The organism is Streptomyces sp. WAC05292, from assembly GCF_003949955.1.
Taxonomy (GTDB): Bacteria; Actinomycetota; Actinomycetes; order Streptomycetales; family Streptomycetaceae; genus Streptomyces; species Streptomyces globosus.
Genome location: NZ_RPSE01000098.1, coordinates 1 through 17,981, shown reverse-complemented (window position 1 = coordinate 17,981; position 17,981 = coordinate 1). Strand labels below are relative to the sequence as shown.

General features: G+C 75.8%; 19 protein-coding genes. 15 read left to right on the top strand and 4 right to left on the bottom strand.

Annotated elements, in window-relative coordinates; translation table 11 throughout:
- The first annotated feature begins 4 nt into the window (after nt 1-4).
- From EF903_RS13815 to EF903_RS13800, 4 genes are all read left to right on the top strand, one after another.
- Nucleotides 5-745 (top strand): polysaccharide deacetylase family protein, encoded by a 741-nt coding sequence (locus EF903_RS13815; RefSeq protein ID WP_312845922.1) that lies wholly within the window; start codon nt 5-7, stop codon nt 743-745.
- A gap of 347 nt (nt 746-1,092) precedes the next feature.
- Nucleotides 1,093-2,469, top strand: coding sequence for a rhodanese-like domain-containing protein (locus EF903_RS13810; RefSeq protein WP_125543515.1), 1,377 nt, complete (start codon nt 1,093-1,095; stop codon nt 2,467-2,469).
- 41 nt (nt 2,470-2,510) lie between these two features.
- Nucleotides 2,511-2,879, top strand: coding sequence for a rhodanese-like domain-containing protein (locus EF903_RS13805; RefSeq protein WP_125543514.1), 369 nt, complete (start codon nt 2,511-2,513; stop codon nt 2,877-2,879).
- Nucleotides 2,876-3,625: a sulfite exporter TauE/SafE family protein gene (locus tag EF903_RS13800; RefSeq protein ID WP_125543513.1), complete on the top strand. Its 750-nt coding sequence runs from the start codon at nt 2,876-2,878 to the stop codon at nt 3,623-3,625. The genes EF903_RS13805 and EF903_RS13800 overlap by 4 nt, the downstream gene beginning before the upstream one ends.
- A gap of 58 nt (nt 3,626-3,683) precedes the next feature.
- Here EF903_RS13800 and EF903_RS13795 read toward each other — a convergent pair whose 3' ends face one another.
- A complete protein-coding gene (locus EF903_RS13795; protein WP_125543512.1) occupies nt 3,684-4,361 on the bottom strand; it encodes an AIM24 family protein in 678 nt (225 codons plus the stop codon).
- A gap of 71 nt (nt 4,362-4,432) precedes the next feature.
- On the opposite strand from EF903_RS13795, the gene EF903_RS13790 reads away from it, so the two are divergent.
- The 7 genes from EF903_RS13790 (at nt 4,433) to EF903_RS13765 (ending at nt 10,309) form a co-directional block, all read left to right on the top strand.
- Nucleotides 4,433-5,182 carry an aminoacyl-tRNA hydrolase gene (locus EF903_RS13790; RefSeq protein WP_125543511.1) on the top strand — a complete coding sequence of 250 codons (750 nt, stop codon included), beginning with the start codon at nt 4,433-4,435 and terminating at the stop codon, nt 5,180-5,182.
- Between the two features lie 83 nt (nt 5,183-5,265).
- Nucleotides 5,266-5,907 (top strand): HAD family hydrolase, encoded by a 642-nt coding sequence (locus EF903_RS13785; protein WP_185902651.1) that lies wholly within the window; start codon nt 5,266-5,268, stop codon nt 5,905-5,907.
- A gap of 38 nt (nt 5,908-5,945) precedes the next feature.
- Nucleotides 5,946-7,115, top strand: coding sequence for a helix-turn-helix transcriptional regulator (locus tag EF903_RS13780; RefSeq protein WP_125543510.1), 1,170 nt, complete (start codon nt 5,946-5,948; stop codon nt 7,113-7,115).
- A 91-nt stretch (nt 7,116-7,206) separates the two neighbouring features.
- Nucleotides 7,207-7,437: a hypothetical protein gene (locus EF903_RS13775; RefSeq protein WP_125543509.1), complete on the top strand. Its 231-nt coding sequence runs from the start codon at nt 7,207-7,209 to the stop codon at nt 7,435-7,437.
- Entirely contained in the window at nt 7,434-7,592 is a 159-nt protein-coding gene (locus EF903_RS34030) for a hypothetical protein (RefSeq protein WP_185902650.1), read from the top strand. The genes EF903_RS13775 and EF903_RS34030 overlap by 4 nt, the downstream gene beginning before the upstream one ends.
- Nucleotides 7,593-7,757: 165 nt before the next feature.
- Entirely contained in the window at nt 7,758-9,278 is a 1,521-nt protein-coding gene (locus EF903_RS13770) for a DUF692 domain-containing protein (RefSeq protein WP_125543508.1), read from the top strand.
- The gene (locus tag EF903_RS13765) at nt 9,275-10,309 is read left to right on the top strand and encodes a TIGR04222 domain-containing membrane protein (RefSeq protein WP_185902649.1); all 1,035 of its coding nucleotides are present in this window, start codon (nt 9,275-9,277) and stop codon (nt 10,307-10,309) included. Before EF903_RS13770 ends, EF903_RS13765 begins: the two co-directional genes overlap by 4 nt.
- Nucleotides 10,310-10,509: 200 nt before the next feature.
- Here EF903_RS13765 and hemQ read toward each other — a convergent pair whose 3' ends face one another.
- Nucleotides 10,510-11,223 (bottom strand): hydrogen peroxide-dependent heme synthase, encoded by a 714-nt coding sequence (hemQ, locus tag EF903_RS13760; RefSeq protein ID WP_114054760.1) that lies wholly within the window; start codon nt 11,221-11,223, stop codon nt 10,510-10,512.
- Between the two features lie 23 nt (nt 11,224-11,246).
- Nucleotides 11,247-12,725, bottom strand: coding sequence for a protoporphyrinogen oxidase (hemG, locus tag EF903_RS13755; protein WP_125543506.1), 1,479 nt, complete (start codon nt 12,723-12,725; stop codon nt 11,247-11,249).
- A 150-nt stretch (nt 12,726-12,875) separates the two neighbouring features.
- Between hemG and EF903_RS13750 the strand changes: the two genes are divergently transcribed.
- On the top strand, nt 12,876-13,928 hold the full coding sequence (locus EF903_RS13750) for a DUF4349 domain-containing protein (RefSeq protein WP_260615219.1): 1,053 nt from the start codon (nt 12,876-12,878) through the stop codon (nt 13,926-13,928).
- Nucleotides 13,929-13,986: 58 nt separating this feature from the next.
- The gene (locus tag EF903_RS13745; RefSeq protein WP_125543504.1) at nt 13,987-15,369 is read left to right on the top strand and encodes an FAD-dependent oxidoreductase; all 1,383 of its coding nucleotides are present in this window, start codon (nt 13,987-13,989) and stop codon (nt 15,367-15,369) included.
- Nucleotides 15,370-15,423: 54 nt separating this feature from the next.
- Here the strand turns inward: EF903_RS13745 and hemE are convergent, their stop codons facing one another.
- Nucleotides 15,424-16,488 (bottom strand): uroporphyrinogen decarboxylase, encoded by a 1,065-nt coding sequence (hemE, locus tag EF903_RS13740; protein WP_125543503.1) that lies wholly within the window; start codon nt 16,486-16,488, stop codon nt 15,424-15,426.
- Nucleotides 16,489-16,579: 91 nt separating this feature from the next.
- Between hemE and EF903_RS13735 the strand changes: the two genes are divergently transcribed.
- Together EF903_RS13735 and EF903_RS13730 are read left to right on the top strand one after the other, a co-directional pair.
- Nucleotides 16,580-17,236: a DUF3000 domain-containing protein gene (locus EF903_RS13735; protein WP_125543502.1), complete on the top strand. Its 657-nt coding sequence runs from the start codon at nt 16,580-16,582 to the stop codon at nt 17,234-17,236.
- A gap of 311 nt (nt 17,237-17,547) precedes the next feature.
- The coding region (locus EF903_RS13730) for a response regulator (RefSeq protein ID WP_148142519.1) at nt 17,548-17,981 on the top strand (434 nt) is incomplete at its 3' end.

Below are 17,981 nucleotides of genomic sequence, written 5' to 3'. Positions count from 1 at the left end.
GCCCCTGGTCGGCCGTCATGTCGGCGTCGAAGGTCAGGGCGACGGTCTTCTCGGTCTGCTGGCGGGCCCGAACGGCCTGACCCCCGTCTTCGAACGGGCCCGCCAGCAGACCGAGAAGACCGTCGCCCTGACCTTCGACGCCGACATGACGGCCGACCAGGGGCCGCGCGCCGCGGCCGGGGAGCGCTTCGACAACCCCGGCCTCATCAGCACCCTGAAGGCCCTGGGCGTGCCCTCGACCGTCTTCATGACCGGCCGCTGGGCCGAGGAGTACCCCGACCAGGCCAAGGCCATCGGCACCGACCCCGTCTTCGAGGTCGCCAACCACTCCTACAGCCACCACGCCTTCACGTCCCCCTGCTACGGACTCCCCGCGCTCGACGCCGCGGCCGCCCGCGCCGACGTCGACCGGGCCTTCGCCGCCTTCCGCAAGGCCGGCGCGGTCAACACCGTCCCCTACTTCCGCTTCCCCGGCGGCTGCCACGACGAGCGGGCGCTCCGCGCCCTGGCCGGCTCCGGGGTGACGGCCGTGCAGTGGGACGTCGTCAGCGGCGACGCCTTCGCCAAGGACCCGGACGCGGTGGCGGCGCAGGTCCTCGCCGGCGTCAAGCCCGGCTCGGTGGTGGTCATGCACTGCACGCGCAGCGCCGCCCCCGTCACCGAGGAGGCCGTCCGCAAGATCGTGCCGGAGCTCCGCAAGCGCGGCTACCGCTTCGTGAAGGTCTCCGAGCTCCTCGGCACCTGACAGGGACGCGCCCCTCGGACACGCGCCGAGGGGCGGTGAGCCGACATGAGCCGATCCCGACACCCGGGGCGTCCGGCCCGTCACCCTACGGCGTCGGCGACGGGCCGAGGGCAGGCAGGCAGGCACGGCAGCCCAGGGTGACCGCGGTGTCCGGGCGAGGGCTTGGACGACGGCTGGGCGACGACTGGACGACGACTGATTCCTCCGCAGGCAGCCGGGTACCCGCAGGGGTGAGGCGATGCCGCCGGAGCGGGGTAGACCCACCTGTGGAATACCCCCCTGGGTATCCCTGTTAGGGTGGGTGTCAGATACCCCCCGGGGTACACCGTTCAAGAGGAGACGCAGTCGTGTTCTTCGTCGACACCCTGGAATTCGAGGGCCTGGGCAACCGCAGCTATCTGGCCGGCGGGCCCGGCGCCGCGGTGGCCGTCGACCCGCCGCGCGACTTCGACCAGGTCATCGCCGCAGCGGCCCGGCGCGGGGTGCGCATCGCGTATGTCGCCGAGACCCACCTGCACAACGACTACGTCACCGGCGGCCTGGAGCTGGCCCGCGCCACCGGCGCCCGGTACCTGGTGCCGGCCGGGGCCCGGGTGTCCTTCGCCCGCACCCCGGTCGCCGACGGCGACACCGTGGCGGTGGACGACGGCCTCACCCTCCGGGCGATCGCCACCCCCGGGCACACCCCGCACCACACCTCCTACGCCCTCGCCGACGGCGGGCGCGCGGTGGCCGTGTTCACCGGCGGGTCGCTGCTGATCGGCAGCGTGGGCCGCCCGGACCTGGTCGAGCCGCGGCTGACCGGGCAGCTGGCCCGCGCCCAGCACGCCTCCGCGCACCGGCTGGCCGAAGAGCTGGAAGACGAGGTGCCGGTGCTGCCCACGCACGGGTTCGGCAGCTTCTGCTCCTCCTCGCAGGCCGAGGGGGACGCCACCACGATCGGCAAGGAGCGCGAGACCAACGACGCGCTGACCCTGGACGTGGACTCCTTCGTCGCACGGATGCTCGCCGGGCTGGACGACATCCCCGCGTACTACGCGCACATGGGCCCCGCCAACGCCGCCGGCCCCGCCCCGCTCGACCTGACCCCGCCCGGGCGTGCGGACGCCGAGGAGATCGCCTCCCGGCTGGCCGCGGGCGAATGGGTGGTGGACCTGCGCAGCCGCATGGCGTTCGCCGAGGGGCACGTGGCCGGGTCGTTCAACTTCGAGGGCGAGGGCAAGCTCGCCACGTACCTGGCCTGGCTGATCCCGTGGGGCAAGCCCGTCACCCTGCTCGCCGACACCCCCCGGCAGCTCGCCGACGCGCAGCGCGAGCTGGCCCGGGTGGGCATCGACCGCCCGGCCGCGGCCGCCACCGGCGACCCGGCCGACTGGGTGCGCTCCGGCGAGCGGCTCGCCTCCTTCCCCCGCGCCCGCTTCGCCGACCTCGCCGAGGTCCGCGAGCGCGGCGACGACGTGGTCGTCCTCGACGTGCGGCGGCATTCCGAGCGTGCGGGCGGCTTCGTCGGCGGCTCCGTCCACATCCCGATCCACGAGCTGCACGGCCGCATCGGCGAGGTGCCGGAGGGGACGGTGTGGGTGCACTGCGCCGGCGGGATGCGCGCGGCGATCGCCGCGTCCCTGCTGGATGCCGCGGGCCGTGACGTGGTCGCCGTCGACGACGGCTTCGCCGCCGCCACCGAGGCGGGACTGACCCTCACCCGCCCCGGCCACGCGGGCTGACCGACCCGCCCGCACCACACCTGCACGAAAGTGATCAGACGATGTTCTCGTTCCTCCGCCGCGGCACCGGCCCCGGCCGCCTCACCCCGAACCAGGCCCACCAGCGCACCGCTGACGGCCGGGCCGTGCTGCTGGACGTCCGCGAAGCACCGGAGTGGAACGCCGGGCACGCGCCCGGCGCCCTGCACCTGCCGCTGTCCCGCCTGACCGCCGGGGCACCGCTCCCGGCATCCGCACAGGGCAAGCCGGTGGTGGCGGTCTGCCGCTCCGGCCAACGCTCCCGGCAGGCCGCCAGGCTCCTGGCCGGCCGCGGCATCGAGGCCACCGACGTCACCGGCGGCATGACCGCCTGGGCCCGTGACGGCCTGCCGGTCACCGCCGGCCGGGGCGGCAGCGGTGTCATAGCGTGAGCACGCTGATACTGGCCCTGGCCGCCGGGGCGGTGGTCGGGCTCGCGCTCGGCGCGCTCGGCGGAGGCGGCAGCGTCCTCGCCGTCCCGGCGCTGATCTACCTCCTCGGCTTCACCCCGGCCGCCGCCACCACCGCCGCCCTGGTCATCGTCACCGCCACCTCGCTCACCGCCCTCTACGCCCACGCCCGCACCGGCAACGTCCGCTGGAAGGCCGGCGCCCTGTTCGCCGCGGCCGGACTCCTGCCCGCCGCCGCGGCCGGCGCCGCCGCGGCCCGCCTGCCGCAGACGCTGCTGACCTCCGCGTTCGCCGCGGTCGCGGCCCTCGCCGCGGTGAGGATGCTGCGGCCCGGACGCAGCGGCGGCGGCCGCACCACGACGGTGCGGCCGGCGAAGGCGGCCGGGGCCGGGGCCGGCCTCGGGGCACTGACCGGGCTGCTCGGCGTCGGCGGAGGCTTCCTCGCCGTCCCCGCCCTGGCCGGTGTGCTCGCCTTCGAGATGCAGGCCGCCGTCGGCACCAGCCTGCTGGTCATCTCCGCGAACTCCGTCGCCTCCCTGGCCACCCGGGGCGCCACCACCGCCGGCATCGACTGGGCGCTCGTCGGCCCCTTCGCCGGCGCCGCGATCCTCGCCGCCTGGGACGGCAAGCGCCTGGCCGCCAAGGTCACCGGCACCCTGCTGCGACGCGTCTTCGCCGTCGTCCTGCTGGCCGTGGCCGCCTTCATGCTCCTCGACGCCCTCACCTGACCCCGGCGGCTTCGCCGAGAGCCTCGCCGAGCCCCCCTCGCCGGCACACCGGTGCGCCTCAGGTCGCGGAACCGGCCGCCTCGACGGCCTCGCTGGGCCGGACGATGACGAAGCCCTCCCCCCGCAGCTCCAGCTGCACGGCCTCGCCGGAGCCGCCGCGCAGCATCGAGCCGACCGACTGGGAGCGGTGCAGGCCCGTCTCCAGCCGCGCGCTCCAGCCGACCACCGCGTCCGTGTCCACGTACACCGGGGAAGCGGCGGTGACGGGAATGACGATCGGGGCGCCGTCGCACACGACGGCGAGCTTTCCCGTCCCGGTGAAGAGGCTGTTGAACAGGCCGCCGCCGGTCATCCCGGCGCCCTTCACCATCCTTATCTCGTACGAGAGCGAGGAATCGAAGCACAGCACGTTGCGGCCGTTGACCGTCAGGGCGTCGCCCGGCTCGAACTCGACGATGAAGCAGTTGCCGGCCCGGTGCGCGAACCAGGCCTCGCCCCGCCCGCGGACGGACATCAGCGGCAGCCCCTCACCGGTGACGGCACGCTTGAGCATCCCGCCGATGCCCTGGCCCTTGCGCTCGAACCGCAGGTCGCCGCGGAAGGCGACCATCGAACCCTGCCGGGCGAGCATCTCGCCGTCGACGGCGTACCGCACCGACTTGGCGTTCTGGAGGGCCATGCCGGGGGCGGAGGCAGGGCGGACGAGGACATCGGAGGAGAACAGTTCGCTCTTCATGTCCACGATCGTCGCCGGTGCCGCACCCCCGCGACGTCCTCCTCGGGACGGAGCCTGGCATCCTTGGCGGGATGAGCAGCCAGCACACGCATCCTCCCGCAGACGTACCCGCGGTCGGCGCCGACAGCCCGTTCCGGCAGGGACGCCTGCCCCGCGACGAGGCGCCGCAGTTCGTCCTCCCGCTGGTCGTGCGGATCGAGAAGGCCGAACCGCCCGCCCGTACGGACGCCTTGGAGACGGCCGCCCGCGCCGTACTCGTCCTGCTGGCGGACGAGCGGGCGCACGACGGCGGCGAATGGGCCGAGGCCGTCCGCGACTGGCAGGACGCGCGGATCCGCAAGGTGGTCCGCCGGGCCCGCGGGGCGGAGTGGCGCAAGGCGTGCGCGCTGCCCGGCATCACGGTCGACGGCGGCACCGCGCAGGTACGGGTCTTCCCGCCCGTCCCGCTGGACGGCTGGCCCAAGGAGCTCGCCAAGCTCCAGGTGTCGGGCACCGACCTCGACGACCCGGCCCCCGTACCGGCCGCCACCGCGGACGTGCCGGTCCTGTGGCTCAACCCGGACCTGGAGATGTCCGCCGGCAAGGCCATGGCCCAGGCCGGGCACGCGGCGCAGCTCGCCTGGTGGGACCTGACCACCGCCGAGCGCACCGCCTGGCAGGAGTCCGGCTTCCGCCTGGAGGTCCGCACCGCCGCCCGCGACCGGTGGCCGGCCCTCACGGCCGGCGGCCTCCCGGTGGTCCGCGACGCGGGCTTCACGGAGATCGCCCCCGGCTCCACGACGGTGGTCGCCGACCACCCGTCCCTCCGCTCCCGCCTCTGACGGGGCCTCGGCGCGGGCCGAACCGCCGTGCTCCCGCTCCACCTTCGCCGCCTTCGCACATGCGGCTTGCGTAGGCTGGGCCGGTGATTCGCACCGTGGTACTGGACGTGGGCGAGACGCTCACGCGGGACGACCGCTACTGGGCCGCGTGGGCCGACTGGCTCCGTGTGCCCCGGCACACCCTGTCCGCGCTCGTGGGCGCGGTCGTCGTCGCCGGACGGGACAACGCTGACGCGATCCGGCTTCTCAAGCCCGGCGTGGACATCGCTGCGGAGTACGCCGCCCGGGAGGCCGCCGGATGCGGGGAGCGGCTCGACGCAAGCGACCTGTACGACGACGTCCGACCCGCCCTGGCAGCGCTGCGGGCCGCCGGAGCCCGGGTCGTCGTCGCGGGAAACCAGACCGCGCGCGCCGGGAGACTGCTGCGCGCGCTCGACTTGCCCGCCGACCTCGTGGTCACCTCCGGCGAGTGGGGCGTCGCCAAGCCGGACCCCGCGTTCTTCGCTCGTGTGCTGGAGGTGTCCGGAGCCCCGGCGGGCGAGACGCTGTACGTCGGCGACCACCCGGCGAACGACGTCTTCCCCGCCCACCGCGCCGGGCTGCTGACCGCGCACCTGCGCCGCGGGCCGTGGGGCATGTGGTGGGCCGACGACCCCGCGGTGCAGGCGGCCGCGGACTGGTCCGTCGCCTCCCTGTACGAACTCGTCGCCCTCGTTGGGGAGTAAGCCGTCCGAGCCGGCCCGTGGGCGCGTACGGTGCCTGCATGGCCGACCACATCGGGCAGCTCGTCGCTGCGCGTCGCCGGACCCGGCGCATGACGCAGGCCGATCTGGCCCGCGCCTCGCACGTCTCCCTCGCCATGCTGAAAAGCATCGAGCGGGGTGCCCGGACACCGAGCCCGGCGTTGTTGGAAGCGCTCGCCTGCGCGCTCGGCGTGGACGCCTCGCGGCTCGACCCCCGACTCACCGGCACCCACGACCGGGTGCACGACGCGCTGCCCGCCATCTCGGCCGCCATCGCCGTGTACGACGTCCCTCTCGACCCTCCCGCGGGTTCGCGCGCCGAACTCGCGGAAGCGGTGGCCGCCGCGACGGGATGGCGGCTCGCCGCCCAGTACGGGCGGATCGCCGGCGCGGCACCCGGCCTGCTCGCCGATGCGCTCGCCCACTTGCACGCCGCGGACGGCTCGGACCGTGCGGAGGCCGCCTGCCTTCTCGTCGCCGCGGCCCGGGCGGCCGACGCCGTGGCCTACAAGTTCGGCGCACACGACCTGTCCGCCAGGCTGATCGACCTGATGCGGTGGGCCGCCGCCCAGACCGGTGACCCCCACATCGTGGCGATGTCGGAGTATGTGCGGGCCGAGACCTTCCTCGCCGCCCGTGCGCACAGGGCGGGCCAGGCCGCGTTGGAGCGAGCCCTGGACGCCGGTCCGGGCTCGGGCACGGCGCGCACCGCAGCGGTCCGCGGCGCCCTCCACATGCGGGCGGCAGTGGTCGCGGCGCGCGCGGAGGACGCCGAAACCGCCCACTCCCATCTGCGCGCGGCCGAGCGGCTCGCCGGCGAGCTGCCCGAAGGGGTCTATCTGGGCACCGCCTTCGGGCCGGCGAGTGTGCGGATCCACGAAGTCGCCGTGGCCGTCAGCCTCGGGCGGGACCACATCGGCCGGGCTCTCGACCTCGCGCGCGCCTGGCAGCCGGGGGACGAGATTCCCGAGGAGCGCCGGTCCGGCTTCCATGTGGAGCTTGCACGGGCTCAGCTCTGGGCGGGCCGACCGGACGCCGCATTCGAGTCGCTCAGGGCAGCGCGAAGGTTGGCGCCCCTGCACGTGCGCGGGCACCCGTGGGCTCGGGAGGACATCCGGACGATCCGAAGGATCAAGCGCGCGGACGCCGAGTCCCTGTCCGCGTTCGCCGAATGGATCGGCGCCGTCTGAGCCTCTGGGAGGGCTACAGGCTGTATCCCTTGCGCCCCTTGCCCGGGTCCATCGTTGTGGTGTCCGCACCGAACGAGCAGACGGAGGGGCAGTGGACGTGAGGACCGAGGCCGTGGAAGGCGGACCGGGCGGGTGTGCCGTGGCGCCGCTGCCGGAGTCGTTCCACGACCTCACGATCGAGCAGGCCCGCGGTTACGCGTGCGTCGCCTGCGGCGAGCCGCTCGGCTTCGGCCGGGTCTACCGGGGCGTCGTCGTGGGCCACGACGGCGGCTACCTCCTCGACGCGGACGTCTGGGCCTGCGGGCCGGCGGCCGGGCGGTGACCGCGGCGGGAGGGGTCTGCGCGCGCTGCCTGCGCCCGCTCGGCCCCGACTTCGAGACGGTCGTCCCGGAGTCCGCCTCCGGCGCCCGGCCCGCGCTGCGCCTCCACCCGGTCGGCACGCCGGACTGCCGCCCCCGCGGCCAGGGGGCCCGGTGACCGGGCGGAGGCCGGGAGGCCCCGCGCCGCACACGCGGGACTCCGGCCGGGCGGAACCTCAAATGTTGCTCTGAACGTCACCTCCGCTGGGTTGGCGTCGTGTGGGCGGGGCCATCAATCCGGCACACGGGCCGGTCCGCCGGGCCGACGAGCGGGGGGAGGGGCATGGAAACCATGGCGCAGCTGGGAGTGGGCATCGGGTGGCGGCCGGAGATCGCGGATGCGGTCGAGCGGCTGCCCGGCCTGGACTGGGTCGAGGTCGTCGCCGAGAACATCTGCCCCGGCCACCTGCCGGAGTCGCTCCAGCGGCTGCTCGACCGCGGCGTGCGCGTCGTCCCGCACGGGGTGTCGCTCGGCCTCGGCGGTGCGGAGCGGCCCGACGCGGGCCGGCTGGACGCGCTCGCGGAGCGGGCGGTGGCGTTGGGGGCGCCGCTGGTCACCGAGCACATCGCCTTCGTACGGACCGCGTCCCCGGCCCTGGAGGCCGGGCACCTGCTGCCCGTGCAGCGGACCCGGGACGCGCTCGACGTGCTGTGCGAGAACGTGCGGATCGCGCAGGAGGCGCTGCCCGTGCCGCTGGCGCTGGAGAACATCGCCGCGCTCGTGCGCTGGCCGGGCGAGGAGCTGACGGAGGCGCAGTTCCTGACCGAGCTGGTCGAGCGGACGGGCGTCCGGCTGCTCATCGACGTCGCGAACCTCCACACGAACCGCATCAACCGCGGGGAGGACCCGGCCGCCGTGCTCGCGGCGATCCCGCCGGAGGCGCTGGCGTACGTGCACGTCGCGGGCGGTGTCGAGCGGGACGGCGTGTGGCACGACACCCACGCGCACCCCGTGCCGCCGGCCGTGCTGGCCATCCTGGCGGACCTGGCGGGCCGGATGCGGCCGGCCGGGGTCCTGCTGGAGCGCGACGACGCCTTCCCCCCGGAGGACGAGCTGGCAGCCGAGTTCGCGGCCATCCGCTCCACCCTGGAGGCCGCCGCGGGGTCCGGTGCCGGTGCCCCTGCCGTACCGGCCGTCGCCGTGGCCGGCGTTGGCGCCGCCGTGCCTGCCGCCGGCGGGGTTCCGGCGCCGGTCGCCGCCGCGGTCGCCGTCGACGGCGGTTCGCCGGCGGCCGGTGCCGTACCCGCCGGCGCGGCGGCCGCGTGCGGGTCCGCCGTCCCCGGGGCCGCAGCGCCGGGCGGTTCGTCCGGCGCCCCCGCCGCCACGGGGCCCGTCCTCGGCGGCGCGGGCGCGCAGGCCGCCTCCGGCGCGGCCGCCGCCCCCGACCGGCTCCCCGCCGCGCGGACCCGGGTGGGGTTGGAGCAGGCCGCGCTGCTGTCCGCGCTCGTCGCCGGGACGCCCGTGCCCGAAGGGTTCGACCGGCAGCGGGTCCGGGTGCAGGCGCGGGCGCTGGCGGCGAAGCGGGCCGACATCGTCGCCAAGGTCGCGCCCGAGCTGCCGGAGCTGCTCGGCGGGCGGAAGGCGTTCCGGGAGGCGTTCCTCGGGTACGCCCGCCGCCGGCCCCTGCCCGGCGGCTACCGGCGGGACGCGCTCGACTTCGCCGAGCACCTGCTGGTCCGCGACCTGCCCGCCGACCCCGCCGCCCGGCGCCGGCTCACCGTCTGGTGGCGGGACCGCGCCGGGCCGAAGCCGCCGGGGCGGATCGTGCGCTGGGCCCGCGCCCTCACGGGGAGGGCGGCGTGAACGGCTCCGCCCTCGTCTGGCTCCCCGTCGCCGTCTCCAGCGCGCTGCTGGTGTGGGCGCTGCGGCGCACCCGGCCCCGCGCCGGTGGCGGGGAGCCCAGGCTGCTGGACCTGTCCGAGGCGGCGTTCCTCACGGGCGGGCCCGGCGGGGTCGTCGACACCGCGCTCGTCGCGCTCCTCGGGGACGGCCGCCTGACCGCCGGCGGCCCCGGCATCGTCCAGGCGCGGCCCGGCGCCCCCGCCGCGGACACCGCCGAGCGGGCGGTGCTGCGCGCCTGCGGGCAGGCCCCGTCCGGCTGGCTGTACCAGGTGCGGTACGCCGCCATGCGCGATCCGGCCGTGCAGGAGGTGGGGGACGGGCTGGCGGCGCGGGGGCTGCTGGCCGCGCCGGGCCGGGGGCGCGGCGTGCGGCTGTGGGGTGTGGTGCAGGCCGCCGTGTGCGGGGTGCTGTTCGTGCTGTCGCTGCCGCTGACGCTCTTCACCCTCGCGGTGTCGGGCGGCGGCGGGCTTGCGGCCGGGGTGTCGGTGCCGTTCGCGCTGCTGGCCGGCGCCGTCGTCGGGGCGGTCTGCGCGAGGCGGGCGGCGCGGCGCGTCACCCCGCAGGGGCGGCGGGCGCTCCGGGCGATGCGCGCCCTGTACGTGGGCGACGGCAGCCCGCAGGCGCAGACGGCCCTGTTCGGGCTGCGCACGCTGCGGGACCCGTACCTCGCGCCGCTGCTGATCCCGGCGGCGCGGCAGGCGCGGCTGGCCGCGGCCCAGCACCGGGCTCAGGCCGGCCGGTCGGGCCGGTCGGGCGGCGCGGGCGGCGGGAGCGACGCGTGCGGGTCGTCCGGCGCGGAGGCGGTGCCCGTCGTGTGGTGCGCCGGTTCCGCCGACTCGGGCGGCGGCTCGGGCTGCGGGTCCTCCGGCGACGGCGGCTGGGGCGGTTCCGGGTGCGGGAGTTCGGGCGGATCGAGCTGCTCGGGCAGCTCCTCCTCGTCGAGCTGCTCGGGTGGTTCCTCGTCGAGCTGCTCCAGCAGCTCCTCCTCCTGAGGCCGGCCCCGCCGCATCCGGAGCCCGCGCCGGTGTCGCTGGACCACCGGGCGGAAGCGCTCCGGGCACCAGGCCCGGGGCGCCCCGGCAGGCAGTCTGAACTTCCGGTGCGGGGTCTCCGGCTGCGTCGTTTCGGGGGCAGGGCCTCCCCAGCTGCCGGAGGAGGTCATTCCTCCGGCTGTTTCCCCCCGGGGGAGGTATCAGGCGAGTCCGGCGACCAGGTCGGCGACGGACTTGCGGCGCCCGGTGAAGAAGGGGACCTCTTCCCGGACGTGCATGCGGGCCTCGGAGGCACGCAGGTGGCGCATCAGGTCGACGATGCGGTGCAGTTCGTCGGCCTCGAAGGCCAGCAGCCACTCGTAGTCGCCCAGCGAGAAGGAGGCGACGGTGTTGGCGCGGACGTCCGGGTAGCCGCGGGCCATCTTGCCGTGGTCGGCGAGCATCCGGCGGCGGTCCTCGTCGGGCAGCAGGTACCAGTCGTAGCTGCGCACGAAGGGGTAGACGCTGACGTAGTCGCGGGCGACCTCGTCGGCGAGGAAGGCCGGAATGTGCGACTTGTTGAACTCGGCCGGGCGGTGCAGGGCCATGTTCGACCACACCGGCTCCAGCGCGCGGCCCAGCCTGGTGCGCCGGAACAGGTTGTACGCGGTCTGCAGCTCGTCGGCCGTCTCGGCGTGCCACCAGATCATGATGTCGGCGTCGGCGCGCAGGCCGGAGAGGTCGTAGGTGCCGCGGACGGTGATGTCCTTGGCGGCGAGCTGGTCGAAGAGCTCCTGGACCTCGTCCGCGTAGCCCGTCCGGTCCTCCGGGAGCACGTCCTTCAGCTTGAAGACGGACCACAGGGTGTAGCGGATGACCTCGTTGAGGTCCTTCGCCTTCTTCCCCGCGTTGGGGATCTTCTCTGGTGCAGTCATGCGTCCATTGTCCCGTGTGCCGATCAGTGCTCGGAGCCAGGGGTGCCCAATGCGGCGGCGACCGCGTCGGCGGCCTTCCCTGCGCTGGCGATGCAGGCGGGGATGCCGACTCCGTCGTAGAGGGCGCCGCACACGGCGAGGCCGGGCAGTGCGCCGACCGCGGCCCGGATCCGGGCGACCCGGTCGAGGTGGCCGACCGGGTACTGGGGCAGCCCGCCGTCCCAGCGGGTGACGGTGGAGGCGACGGGCTTGGCGGTGAGGCCGACGGCCTCGCCGAGGTCGCGCAGCGAGACGCCGACGAGTTCGGAGTCCTCGCGGGCCAGGTCGGCGTCGTCGCCGTGGCGGCCGACGGAGGTGCGCAGCAGGAAGAGGTCGGGGTCGGTGCCGGCCCAGGCCCACTTGCTGCTGGAGAAGGTGGACGCCTTGATCGTCTTTCCGTCGACGGGCGGTACGAGGAACCCGCTGGCCGTTCCTGCGGTGATCGCGGCGGGCAGCTCGGAGCGCCGGAAGGCCATCGTGACGAGGGCCATCGACGCGTACTCCACGGCGCGCAGCTCGGCCGCGGCGGCCGGGGCGGCGTCCTGGAGGAGCCGGGCGGCGGGACCGGCCGGTACGGCGAGGACGACGGCGTCGGCGTCGACGGCGCCCGCGGAGGTGACGGCCCGCCAGCCGCCGGCGGTACGCCGGAGTTCGCGGACCTCGGCGCCGGTGGTGATCTCCGCGCCGGCGGCCCGGCAGGCGTCGGCGACGGCGGCCGGGAGGCGGCCGATGCCGCCCTCGATGCCGGAGAAGACGGGGCCCTGCGCCGGCTGGGCCGCGGCCCGGCGCTGGAGGTCGCGCACGGCGTCGCCGAGCGAGCCGTGCCTGCGGGCGGCCTCGTACAGCTGCGGGACGGCGGCGCGCAGGGAGATGCGGTAGGCGTCGCCGGCGTACACGCCGCCGAGGAGGGGTTCGACGAGCCGGTCGACGACCTCGCGGCCGAGGCGGGCGGCGACGTACTCGCCGACGGCGACGTCCTCGCCGACCTCGGCGGGCGGCAGGTCGGCTTCGGCCGCGATCCGGGCGAGGCCTTCCGCGGAGAGGACCCCGGAGGCGGCCAGCGGCGCCGTGTCGCCGGGGACGCCCATGACGTGGCCGGTCGGCATCGGGCGCAGCGTGCCGCGGGTCCACAGGTGGGCGGTGGTGGTGGCGGGCGGCTGGAGCGCCGGGCCGAGGCCGACGGCGCGGGCGAGGTCGAGGGCTTCGGGGCGGCGGGCCAGCACGGACTCGGCGCCGAGGTCGACGGGGGCGCCGGCGAGTTCGCCGGCGTGGAGCTTGCCGCCGAGGCGCTGCCCGGCCTCCAGCAGGGTGACGCGGAGTCCGGCGGCGAGGAGCCGGTGTGCCGCGGCGAGGCCGGCGATGCCGCCGCCGATGACGAGGACCCGGCGGGGTTCCGTGCCGGGGGCGCCGGGCGCGCCGTCGCCGTGGGTGCCGTCGTGCGTACGCGTGTCCGCTTCGTGCATGGACACATGCTCTCAGACCGGGTTCCGGGGCCGCGCCGAGGCCGGACCGTGACCGCATCGGGACCGTCCCGGGACCGGCGGGGCGAAACCCGGGGGGCGGGCGCGCGCGTCGAAACGGCACGACGGCATCCGACCCCCGGGGGGACCGCAGTGCGAGCACGTTCCAGTTCGACCACCACCACGCGCACGACACGTACGGGGCGGCGCGGCGCGGCCGCGCTGGCCGGGCTGGCCCTGGCGGGCTCGCTGGCGCTCACCGGCTGCGGCGCCGACGGCGAGTCGGCCGGCTCCGCGGCCGCGGACAGGGCCGCGGTGGCGCCGGCCCCCGGAGGGGAGGCCCGTACGGGCGCCGGGGCGGCCGCCCCGCCGGCGGAGGGCGCGGCGAAGGCGCCGGGCGCGCCGGCCCCGGCGGCGGTCCGGCCGCACGTGATCAGGACGGCCTCGCTGGCGATCGAGTCGGACGAGGCGGGGAAGGTGCTGGCGTCGGCCCGGACGGCGGCGGAGGGCGCCGGCGGGTTCGTCGGCAACGAGTCGACGCGGCGCGGCAAGGACGGCCGGATGGCGTCGTCGATGACCCTGCGGGTGCCCTCCGAGCGGTTCGACGCCGTACTGGGCGCCCTGGAGGGCAGCGGGAAGCTCCTCAGCCGGAAGGTGGAGGCGCAGGACGTGACGGAGAAGGTCGCGGACGTCGACAGCCGCGTCCGCTCGCAGCAGGCGAGCGTCGCGCGGGTGCGGGAGATGATGGAGCGGGCCACCGCCCTCGGAGACGTGGTCATGCTGGAGGGCGAGCTGGGCAAGCGCCAGTCGGACCTGGAGTCGCTGCTGGCGCAGCAGACCGCGCTGAAGGACCGGACCTCGCTCGGCACGATCACCGTGGAGGTCTCGGAACCGCAGGCGGCGGCCGAGCCGGCGGAGGACGACGACCGGCCGTCGGTGTGGGGTGCGCTGCGGACCGGCTGGGAGGCGTTCACGAACGTCGTGGCGTACGCCGTGGTCGCGGTGGCGCTGGTGCTGCCGTTCGCGGTGGCGGCCGCGGTCGGCGTGCTGGGCTTCCGGTTCCTGCGCCGCCGCCGTCGGGGTGGCGGCGCGGCCGCCGCGGCGGTCCCCGCGGCCGCGGAGGCGCCCGCGGCCCCGGCCGGCCCGGCCGTTCCGGCGGCGCGGGAGGGGGGCGACCCGACGGAGTCGCCCCGGCTCGCGGACTGAACACGCGTTCCCCCGTAGCGTGTTCTCCACGTGGTCACAGTGGAGGACGGTGCGGACGATGGCGGTGGAACGGCTGGTGGTGGTCGGCGGCGACGCGGCGGGGATGTCCGCCGCGTCGCAGGCCCGGCGGCTGAAGGGCCCTGCGGAGCTGGAGATCACGGCCTTCGAGCGGGGCCGCTTCACCTCGTACTCGGCGTGCGGTATCCCGTACTGGATCGGCGGCGACGTCGCCGACCGGGACGACCTGATCGCCCGCACCCCCGAGGAGCACCGCGCCCGCGGCATCGACCTGCGCACCCGTACGGAGGTGCTGGAGCTGGACCTCGCCGGGAGCCGTGTCCGCAGCCGCGACCTCGACTCGGGCGCCGAGTCGTGGACCGGTTTCGACAAGCTCGTCCTGGCGACGGGCGCCCGCCCGGTCCGGCCGCGCATGCCCGGCATCGGCGCCCACGGCGTCCACGGGGTGCAGACCCTCGACGACGGGCAGCGCCTGATGGACACCCTGGAGCGCACCGGCGGCCGCCGGGCCGTCGTGGTCGGCGCCGGCTACATCGGCGTGGAGATGGCGGAGGCGCTGCTGCACCGGGGCTTCGAGGTCACCGTCCTGCACCGCGGCGAGCAGCCGATGTCCACCCTCGACCCGGACATGGGCGGCCTGGTGCACACGGCGATGAACCGCATGGGCATCAGGACGGTCTCCGGCGCCGAGGTGGCGGAGGTCCTCGACGACGGCGCCGGGCGGGCCCGCGGGGTGCGCACCGCGTCGGGGGACGAGTACCCGGCGGACGTGGTGGTCCTCGGCATCGGCGTGGAGCCGCGGACGGGCCTGGCCCGCGCGGCGGGGCTGCCGCTCGGCACGTCGGGCGGGCTGCTGACGGACCTGTCGATGCGGGTCCGCGGGTACGGCAACGTCTGGGCGGGCGGCGACTGCGTGGAGGTGCTGGACCTGGTCGCGGGCCGCCACCGGCACGTCCCGCTCGGCACGCACGCCAACAAGCACGGGCAGGTGATCGGCTCGGGCGTCGGCGGCGGCTACGCGACCTTCCCGGGCGTGGTGGGCACGGCGGTCAGCAAGGTCTGCGACCTGGAGATCGCGCGGACGGGGCTGCGGGAGGCGGACGCCCGGGAGGCGGGGCTGCAGTTCGTGACGGCGACCGTCGCCTCCACGACGACGGCCGGCTACTACCCGGGGGCCGCGGGGATGACGGTCAAGATGCTGGCGGAGCGGCGGACGGGGCGGCTGCTCGGGGTGCAGATCGTCGGCGGGGCCGGGTCCGCGAAGCGGGTGGACGTCGCGGCGGTCGCGCTGACGGCGGGCATGACGGTGGAGCAGGTCGTCGCCCTGGACCTGGGGTACGCGCCGCCGTTCTCCCCGGTGTGGGACCCGGTCCTGGTGGCGGCCCGCAAGGCGGTCGCCGCGGTCCGCTCGGCCGGCGTGTGACCGCCGCGGGCTCCGGGGCGCCGCCGTGGCGGCGGCCCCCCGGGGCCCGGCGGGTCAGCGCGCCGTGCGGGTGTGGACGTGGTCCACGAGGCGGGTCAGGGCGTCCGGGTCCGTCGTCGGCAGGACGCCGTGGCCGAGGTTGAAGACGTGGCCCTCCAGCCCGGCGGCGGCCGCGAGGACCTCGTCCGTCTTGGCGCGGACGGCCTCGGGGGTGGAGAAGAGGACGGCAGGGTCGAGGTTGCCCTGGAGCGCCTTGCCGGGGCCGACGCGCCGCGCCGCCTCGTCCAGCGGGATGCGCCAGTCCACGCCGACGACGTCGGCTCCGGCCTCGCCCATCAGGCCGAGCAGCTCGCCGGTGCCCACGCCGAAGTGGATGCGCGGGACGCCGTAGGAGGCGACGGAGTCGAAGACCTTCGCCGAAGCCGGCATGACCGAGCGCCGGTAGTCCGCCGGGGCGAGCGCGCCGACCCAGGAGTCGAAGAGCTGGACGGCGGAGGCGCCCGCCTCGATCTGGACCTTCAGGAAGGCGGAGGTGATCTCCGCGAGGCGGTCCAGCAGGTCGGCCCACAGCTGCGGGTCGCCGTACATGAGCGCCTTGGTGTGCTCGTGGTTGCGGGAGGGGCCGCCCTCGACGAGGTAGCTCGCGAGGGTGAAAGGAGCACCGGCGAAGCCGATCAACGGGGTGGCGCCGAGTTCACCCGTCAGCATGCCGATCGCCTCGGTGACGTACGGCACGTCCCCCGGGGTGAGGTCGCGCAGCTGTGCGAGGTCCTCGCGGCGGCGGATCGGCTGGGCGACGACCGGCCCGATGCCGGGCTTGATGTCGAGGTCGACGCCGATCGCCTTGAGCGGGACGACGATGTCGGAGAAGAAGATCGCGGCGTCCACCTTGTGGCGGCGCACCGGCTGCAGGGTGATCTCGGTGACCAGGTCGGGCCGCATGCAGGACTCCAGCATGGCGGTGCCCTCGCGGACCTTGCGGTACTCGGGGAGGGAGCGCCCGGCCTGCCGCATGAACCACACCGGGGTGTGCGGCACCGGCTCGCGGCGGCACGCCTTCAGGAAGGCGGAATCGTACGTCTGGCTCGGCTGGCCCGTGGGGCGGTCGTTGGCGCTCACGCCGCAAATCTTCGCACGTGTGCAGAAGTGGCCGTCATGGCGCGGGTGTCCCTGCGGCGTACGGGCCCTCGTTCCGCCTAGTCTTCCGGGCATGGCTGCGGCTCAGGGACGATTTTCAGATGGCGCCGACGGTATGGACAGCGGGAAGGAGAGCTCCGTCCCGCTCCCGTTCCGGCGGGCGGTCGAGGGGTTGAACAAGGCGCGCCTGCGGCCGGGGATCGAGATCGACCCGGTGAAACCGCCGCAGCGGCTGGCACCGTACGCGTACGCGCTGGAGGCGGCGGCCGTCGAGGGCGAGGAGGACCTCGCCGACGGGCGGCTCATCCTGCTGCACGACCCGGCCGGGCACGAGGCCTGGCGGGGCACGTTCCGGCTGGTGACGCTGGTGCGGGCGGAGCTGGAGCCGGAGATGGCGGCCGACCCGCTGCTGCCGGACGTGTGCTGGTCCTGGCTGACCGGCGCGCTGGAGGCGCGCGGGCTGTCGTACGCGGAGGCGAGCGGCACCGTGACGATGGCCGGGTCCCACTACTTCGGCGGGCTCGCCGAGCGGCGGCCGGCGACGCAGATCGAGATCCGGGCCTCCTGGACGCCGCGCGAGGGCGTGGGCGGGGTGCCGGACACCCCGGGCCACCTGGCGGCGTGGTGCGAGCTGCTGTGCCAGATCGCGGGGATGCCGCCGCTGGGGCCGGGCGAGGCCGGGCCGGGCGTGGTCTCCCTGCCACAGAGGCGCGGTCCGCACCACCCGTAGCGGTGGCTCCGTACGGCGGCACGCGCCGCCCCCGGACGGGGTGCGGCCGTGGGCGGGCCGCGGGTGCCCCGGCGGGAACGGCTGATCGAAAGGCCGCGGCATCCGTGCGGGAACACGGCGCGGTTTGCGGGCTTCTGATCACCCGATGATCGATCGTGCGTCCGAATTGCCCGAAATGTTACTCACTAAATCGTGATCATTCCCTAAAGCCGGGCGGGTGACGTGCCGAAGGAACCAGTGACCATCCGCACGGTTCGCACCGGCTTCCTTCCCCGAGCCGGCCCGTCCCGCCACTCCCCCAGGAGGCCTAGGTGTCCGTTCTTCTCGAGCAGCCCGCAAGCCTGGTCGCCTACCGCCCGAACAAGCCGACGGCCATGGTCGTCGTGGCCGACCCGCGCGTCCGTTCCACCGTGACCCGTCACCTGTGGGCCCTCGGAGTACGCGACGTGATCGAGGCGTCGTCCATCGCGGAGGCCCGCCCCCGCGTCGGCAGCCCGCGCGACATCTGCGTGGCCGACGTGCACCTGCCCGACGGTTCCGGCCTGACCCTGCTCTCCGAGACCCGCGCCGCGGGCTGGCCGAACGGCCTGGCCCTCTCCGCGGCCGACGACATCGGCGCCGTCCGCAACGCCCTCGCGGGCGGAGTCAAGGGGTACGTCGTCACCGGCACGCGCACCAACATCGGACTCCCCTCCCGCCCGGGCGCCGCCCCCATCGGCGCCCGGGCGGGAGGGGAGTCCGATGT